Source organism: Nostoc sp. (assembly GCF_036917375.1).
Taxonomy (GTDB): Bacteria; Cyanobacteriota; Cyanobacteriia; order Cyanobacteriales; family Nostocaceae; genus Nostoc.
In genome coordinates, this window is record NZ_JBALDN010000058.1 from 1 (window position 1) to 6,715 (window position 6,715).

Below are 6,715 nucleotides of genomic sequence, written 5' to 3' on the forward strand. Positions count from 1 at the left end.
GCCAAAACACAGAGGTACTGGACAACGAGTTGAAACTCCTAAATTTCATATCACTAATCAGTTTTTCAGCCTTAACTGAACCGTATTGCTTTATAAGGGGAGGGTTAGGGTGGGGTAAAACCTTGGTTAATCAGCTATTTCAGACTTGTGTGTACACCTTAGGCTCGCGGGGAGGGAATTAAGGGATGGGGTGCAATGACTGTGAGAATCGCAACTAAATTATCCAGACATGATATTATTCAAAGCGAAAGCGTTCCATGAAGCGGCGGTCAATGCAATCTTTGTAATGCCACAAAAGTTTGTGAGGTGGTAAAGTGAAGATGCCTTTTGTTGCGATCGCTCGTTTATCTCCTGTACCAATTAAACTCAAATATTGTTTCTGTGGTTTATAAGGTTTGAGCGGCTTGCCTAATAAAATTCGCTGTAAATTCTCAAACAAGGGTTTACCTTGCCTAACAGCAAATACCCCAGCTTTCGGACGCGGATGATTTACCATTGTAGCAATGTCACCAGATGCAAATACCTGCGGGTGCGTTTGAGATTGCAACGTGTCTTCTACTAAAATAAAACCTTGCTCATCAGTTCCTAGTCCAGCGTTTTTTAACCATTCGGGTGCTGATGCTTGTGTTACCCAAAAAATCTTATTGCACTCTACTGCCAAACCAGATTCACATTTAATTTCAAATACTTTTTTAGCTTCATTATGGGTTTTAGGTGCAATTTTACACACAGTTTCTCCCAAATGTAACTTAATACCTCGGTCAGTTAAAATTTGCTGAAGTAGATGCCGCACTGATTGATGATAATTGAGCATCAGTTCTTGTCCGCGCTGGAATAAATGAATTTCTAGGTTTTGAATAGGTTGTTGAGTTTCGTGCAAAATCCGATGTAAACGAGATTGCATCGATAGCGCTAATTCTACACCGCCAGCGCCACCACCTACGATCGCAATCCTAATTGGTTCTTGAGGATTTTTACTTACACCTTCAATTAGTTCATACCAATGCTCTAATAACTGCGATACTGGTTTAGCTGCGATCGCATATTCTGCCGCACCTGATACAGACAGTATGGCCGGAGTGCTGCCAATATCAATAGACAGCACATCAAAATCTACCACAAGTCCGTTATTACAAAGAACTTTGTTGTTTTTTAAGTCAAGGGCAACTACTGTGTCAATATACAATTGTACTTGAGCAAAGTTCGCCAAGGGTTGCAAGTCAATATGGCATTCATTGTGGCTGTAAAATCCGGCAATATGTCCTGGTAACATCCCAGAGTAGGCTGTCTCTGATGCTGTGGTAATCAGTATCAAACGTACTCCTGTTAACGGTTTGATACCGAACATTTTTATAACAATAGCATGGCTGTGACCGCCACCAATTAACACCAGATTTTTAACTATTGGTTGTATAGTTTGCTGAGTTTTAATAGTCATCTTTAGTTAATGAATGATTATAAATAAATCAAAATTATCATGATGAGAGTTATTTGTCCGTGAAGACTAAAGACTAGTGAATACAACTGATTATTGGGAATAGCAAGAGTAGGTATGCTTATGTTTACTTACTCGGAAGTTATATTTTCTATTTTGTTGATTACATAAATAAATTTCAGTAATAAATATGTATTAAACAATAACAGACGTAAATAATTTATTCAATAAAAATTAGATATTAAAACTCATTTCCATTAATTATTAATGTCTTTAATACCATGAAAAACATTTTATCAAAAAGTCACATCCAGCTATCCCAAATATTCCTGCGGATACCTGTTTTCCAGAAAGAAGTCAAACAAAATCAGCATCAGTCGCTAAAACGACGCTTAAGAATAGCAAGCGAACAGCTAGAAAATAACACTATAGAAATCAGTCTAGCTGTAATTAATGATTTAGAACAAATTGCTTATAGCTATCCACAGTACCATTGGACGATCGTAGATATTCTTACTAGTTTTGTACGAAAAAATGCTCCTTATATGCCCCAAGAGGAAGTAACGAGCCACCTGTCAACAAAAATTCGTTTAGATATTCAAGCCGCGCTGACTGTTATCGCTAGAAGAGATGCAAACAAAGATCCAGTAAATGAACAACTAGATTTGAGCTTCACGGATATCAGAGGAGCAAACTTGAAAGGGGCGAATCTACAACGGATAAATCTCTATCAAGCTAATCTAGCTGGGGCTAATCTTAGAGAAGCTAATCTAGCGGGGGCAATACTTAGTGCAGCTAATCTAGAAGGAGCTAATTTATATCTAGCGAACTTAGAAGGAGCAATCCTCAGTGCAGCTAATCTAGAGAAAGCTAACCTTTCTAAAGCTAACCTGCATCATGCCAGTTTATATCTAGCTAGCTTGCATGAAGCAATTCTCTATGACACCATACTCGATCAAGCAAACCTCAGAGAAACCAAATTCTCTGAGTAATATCATATCCGCTTGATTGCTTATTGAAAAATTTTTCCCTACTCTTTAGTAGAGACGCAACTAATCGCGTCTCTCCTCATTCGTAATTTTTGTAGCGCAAGCGTTTCTTAATGTGTGACGTAAAATTATATTAGATATAATTCCTTAGTTCAATGAGTGTTTTGACACCTATTATAAATTTCTGCTAAATGCTATACTATTTTTCCTCAACATCTAAGTAATAATTCTAGGTTGTAAGGAAAATTTTTACCATGTCTTCTAAAAAGACAGACGCTCTTTTGAATTGGTTGATAACTTTAACAGCTGTATTTGGCTGCTCGTTGACTGTAATTTTCTTTGTTTTGTCCAATATTAAAGAATTGTCAATTCAAGAAAAAATCCAGTATAGAAACCAAGCTTTAACAACTACTGCAATAGTTTTTCTCGCATCGGCAGCAATGTTTAATACTTATTATGCAGCAAGGCGTGCCCAAGCGATGCAGAAGAGTGCGATCGCATCTGAGAAAAACTTAGAAATTGGCTTGCAAAATGCCAAACTCAATCAAGACAGATTGATTGCAGAACGCTTTATGGGCGCAATTGCCCAGCTTGGCCATGAAAAGGTGGAAACTCGAACAGGTGCAATTTATGCTTTAGAAAGGGTTGCTCAGGATTTTCCTCAAGAACACTGGACAATTATGGAAATTCTCACTGCCTTTGTGCGAGAGAATGCACCCATCCAGCACGTAAAAGGCGAGCAACAAAAGCCGGAATATCAAGGAGCAGTTTACTCAAGTCGGCGTAGAAGTGGGTCGCGTCCAACGCCGCAGTTGGAGCAAAATCTCCATGAAGAATTCCCCAAAATACGCACCGATATTCAAGCAGCCCTGACTGTTATCGGCAGGCGTAATTTACTCGAAGACCCAAAAGATCAAAAACTTGATTTACGTAACACCGACATTAGACAAGCAGACCTGCTAAAAACTAACCTGCAACAAGCAGACCTGCGTGGGGCTGATTTGAGTGGGGCTGACTTGCGTGGGGCTGACTTGAGTGGATGTGACCTTAGCGGCGCTAAACTCATTCGGTCGATTCTCTATGAAACAAAATTACTAAAAGCTAGTTTATATGGAGCCAACCTTTGTTGGGCTAACCTGAATCGTACTAATCTCTCTGGAGCCAACCTGCGTTCAGCCAACCTCTCTGGTGCAAGTCTGCGTGCAGCTCATTTACAAGGGGCGAACCTTTATAAAGCTAACTTGCAACAAGCGACCTTAAAAGCTGCCAACCTCTCTGGAGCAAAGTTGTTTTTAGCTAACTTGCAAGGAGCAAAATTAGGTAAAGCCAACTTGCAGCAAACGGGTTTGATTGGTGCTAACCTCTGTGGGGCTAACTTGAATGGAGCTAACCTTTCTGGAGCTAATTTGAATGCAGCTAAACTCCACCAAACAGAAGTCTATTTTGCCAATCTCTCAGAAGCTAGCTTAACGGAAGCTGACCTATATCAGGCTAATCTGATTGGAGCAAACCTTTATAGAGCAACATTTTATCAAGCTAACCTGACTCAGGCAAACCTCATGGGAGCTAACTTTTCACAAGCTAATCTCAATGATGTCAAATTGGAAGGGACAATTTTGACAGGAGCGAAAAACTTAGAGTTGCATCAGATTAGAGAGGCAGTTGGCGATCGCACCACTCGCCTACCTGATTATATCGAAGCACCGGCACATTGGCGGCAATTGGGTTAAGCGATCGCAGCATCATTAGTTATTTAGGCGCATTCTACCATTTTCACTTAATGCTATAGTTTTTCCAAAAAGTTTCCGTAACAATTCTGAAGATGAAAAAGATGAAAACTATGTCTGATAACAGCACACACCAGCCAGAAATTTGTTTATAGTTTTAATTTTATTTATTAGATTATTTATTCATTTAGCAAAAAATAACAAATAGATGAAAGTAGTGCTGCCCTCTATAGCTTGTAGGAGAATATAGAAGAGAACAATCTTGCCTACAGTATTAATCAATGTTGAGGGAAAAACCATGCAATCAGCTTTACGTATCACAACCAAAGTTTTACCAGGAAACAAAATAGAAATTGAAATTCCAGAAGCTGAAATAGGCGATAGCGTTGATGTATTTGTGATTTTACCAGAAAAAACTGAACCCAAACATCGTTCTGTACTGGACATTATAGAAGAAAGCCGTAGGAGACACCCTTCTCGAACTGCTGAGGATATAGACAGACAACTACAAGAAGTTTTAGCATCTTGAACAAGATCGAATTAAACTCATTCTTCTAGCGATCGCACAATCTGAAGAAGTTTTTTCCGAAATAGCCGCTTTATCGTCTGTATAATCACTGAAATGGGCAAGAGCGTTAGGCTGATTTCGGGTAATTTGTGATGAAACTAGATTTAGTCAAGTTTTTTCAAGCTTGCAACCCCAGTAAAACTCTGGTCGTGAGCAAACCGGAGGATAGACAATATTATATTGATTTCTCTAAAGTGCGTGGTGCCAAGATTATTGAAGAACTTGGGCGAACTATCACCCGCCTTTCACCTGAGCAACCCACTTGTCAATTGTTTACCGGACATATCGGTTGTGGCAAATCCACTGAATTACTGCGGCTAAAGGCAGAGTTAGAGCAGCAGGGATTTCATGTGGTTTATTTCGAGTCTAGCCAAAGCCTGGATATGGCTGATATTGATGTTACAGATATTTTATTAGCAGTAGCTCGTGAGGTGAGTCAAAGTCTGGAAGCAATCAAAATTAACCTCAAACCAGGATACTTTAAAAATCTGTTTACGGAAATTTCTGAGTTTTTGCAAACGCCGCTAGATATTGGGGTTGAGGCGGAATTATCTGTAGGTATTGCCAAGATTACTGCCAAAACTAAAGATAGCCCTAAACTTCGCGGTCAGTTACGGCAATATTTAGAACCGCGCACCAATGGCATTTTAGAATCAATTAACAAAGAATTGCTCAAGCCTGCTAGAGAAAAACTCAAGCAGCAGGGTAAAAAAGGACTGGTGGTAATTATAGATAATCTCGACAGAGTGGATAACTCTCAGAAACCTTCCGGTCATTACCAGCCAGAATATCTCTTTGTGGAACGGGGCGAACAGTTAAACCAGCTAAATTGTCATGTTGTTTATACCATTCCGTTAGTGTTGATTTTTTCCAACGCTTTGGGAAGGTTAACAAATCGCTTTGGCGTAGACCCCAAGGTTTTGCCAATGGTTCCTGTGCAATTACAAGATGGTTCGCAATTTTCACAGGGAATTGTACTGCTGCAACAGATGGTTATGGCGAGGGCTTTTCCTGGTGTCAGTTGGGAACAAAGTCGGAATTTAATTACTGAGGTTTTTGATAGTCCTGATACATTAGAGCGACTTTGCCAAGTGAGCGGTGGTCATTTGCGTAACTTGTTGATGTTATTGTTTCGCTGTCTTCAGCAAGAAGACCCACCTTTGTCGCAAGAGTGCGTAAATAGAGTGATTAAACAGCGCCGCAATGAGCTAACTTTGGCAATTACGCCTGATGAATGGGAATTACTACGTGAGGTAGCGCAAGAGAAAAACCTGAGAGGTCATGAAAGATACGAACTTTTGCTCCGCAGTATGTTTGTATTTGAATACCGGAATGAGGATGGTTCGTGGTTTGATATTAATCCGATTTTGGCAGAAGCCAAAGAATTTAGGTTATAAATCGGCATATATGAACAATTACCCCCCTTAATCCCCCCTTATAAAGGGGGGAAACAAGAAATCTAGTTCTCTCCTCTTTATAAGGGGGAAAGGTTAAAGGGTAAAGGGTAAAGGGAAGGGGGAAACAAGAAATCTAGTTCCCTCCCCTTTATAAGGGGAGGGTTAGGGTGGGGTAAAACCTTGGGTTTTTCAGCTATTTCAGACTTGTGTGTACACCGTAGCCTTTATAAGGGGGAAAGGTTAAAGGGTAAAGGGAAAAGGGAAGGGGGAAACAAGAAATCTAGTTCTCTCCCCTTTATAAGGGGAGGGTTAGGGTGGGGTAAAACCTTGGGTTTTTCAGCTATTTCAGACTTGTGTGTACACCGTAGCCTTAAAGGAAGAGAGAAATAGAAGTGAGGTTTTCCAGATACCGCGATAAGTCAAGTGCGGGAGCTAGATCAGCAAGTGCAGGAGCTAGATCGACAAGTGCGGGAGCTAGATCGACAAGTGCGGGAGCTAGATCGACAAGTGCGGGAGCTAGATCAGCAAGTGCGGGAGCTAGATCAGCAAGTGCGGGAGCTAGATCAGCAAGTGCGGGAGCTAGATCAGCAAGTGCGGGA

General features: G+C 40.4%; 5 protein-coding genes. 4 read left to right on the forward strand and 1 reads right to left on the reverse strand.

The genetic code is table 11. The annotated features are described in order from the left end of the window. Positions 1-235 precede the first annotated feature (235 nt). The gene (locus tag V7K45_RS15725) at positions 236-1,438 is read right to left on the reverse strand and encodes an FAD-dependent oxidoreductase (protein WP_335004926.1); all 1,203 of its coding nucleotides are present in this window, start codon (positions 1,436-1,438) and stop codon (positions 236-238) included. Between the two features lie 278 nt (positions 1,439-1,716). Here V7K45_RS15725 and V7K45_RS15730 point away from each other — a divergent pair, with 278 nt between their 5' ends. From V7K45_RS15730 to V7K45_RS15745, 4 genes are all read left to right on the forward strand, one after another. Next, positions 1,717-2,427, forward strand: coding sequence for a pentapeptide repeat-containing protein (locus V7K45_RS15730; protein ID WP_335004928.1), 711 nt, complete (start codon positions 1,717-1,719; stop codon positions 2,425-2,427). Between the two features lie 251 nt (positions 2,428-2,678). Next, positions 2,679-4,154 (forward strand): pentapeptide repeat-containing protein, encoded by a 1,476-nt coding sequence (locus V7K45_RS15735; protein ID WP_335004930.1) that lies wholly within the window; start codon positions 2,679-2,681, stop codon positions 4,152-4,154. A gap of 295 nt (positions 4,155-4,449) precedes the next feature. Then, entirely contained in the window at positions 4,450-4,680 is a 231-nt protein-coding gene (locus tag V7K45_RS15740; RefSeq protein ID WP_335004932.1) for a hypothetical protein, read from the forward strand. A 131-nt stretch (positions 4,681-4,811) separates the two neighbouring features. After that, positions 4,812-6,116 (forward strand): P-loop NTPase fold protein, encoded by a 1,305-nt coding sequence (locus V7K45_RS15745; RefSeq protein ID WP_335004934.1) that lies wholly within the window; start codon positions 4,812-4,814, stop codon positions 6,114-6,116. Positions 6,117-6,715 lie beyond the last annotated feature (599 nt).

What these genes read in the sequence shown, in the direction of transcription:
- V7K45_RS15725 (WP_335004926.1), bottom strand. Translation starts at nt 1,438, where the DNA reads ATGACTATTAAAACTCAGCAAACTATACAACCAATAGTTAAAAATCTG.
- V7K45_RS15730 (WP_335004928.1), top strand. Translation starts at nt 1,717, where the DNA reads ATGAAAAACATTTTATCAAAAAGTCACATCCAGCTATCCCAAATATTC.
- V7K45_RS15735 (WP_335004930.1), top strand. Translation starts at nt 2,679, where the DNA reads ATGTCTTCTAAAAAGACAGACGCTCTTTTGAATTGGTTGATAACTTTA.
- V7K45_RS15740 (WP_335004932.1), top strand. Translation starts at nt 4,450, where the DNA reads ATGCAATCAGCTTTACGTATCACAACCAAAGTTTTACCAGGAAACAAA.
- V7K45_RS15745 (WP_335004934.1), top strand. Translation starts at nt 4,812, where the DNA reads ATGAAACTAGATTTAGTCAAGTTTTTTCAAGCTTGCAACCCCAGTAAA.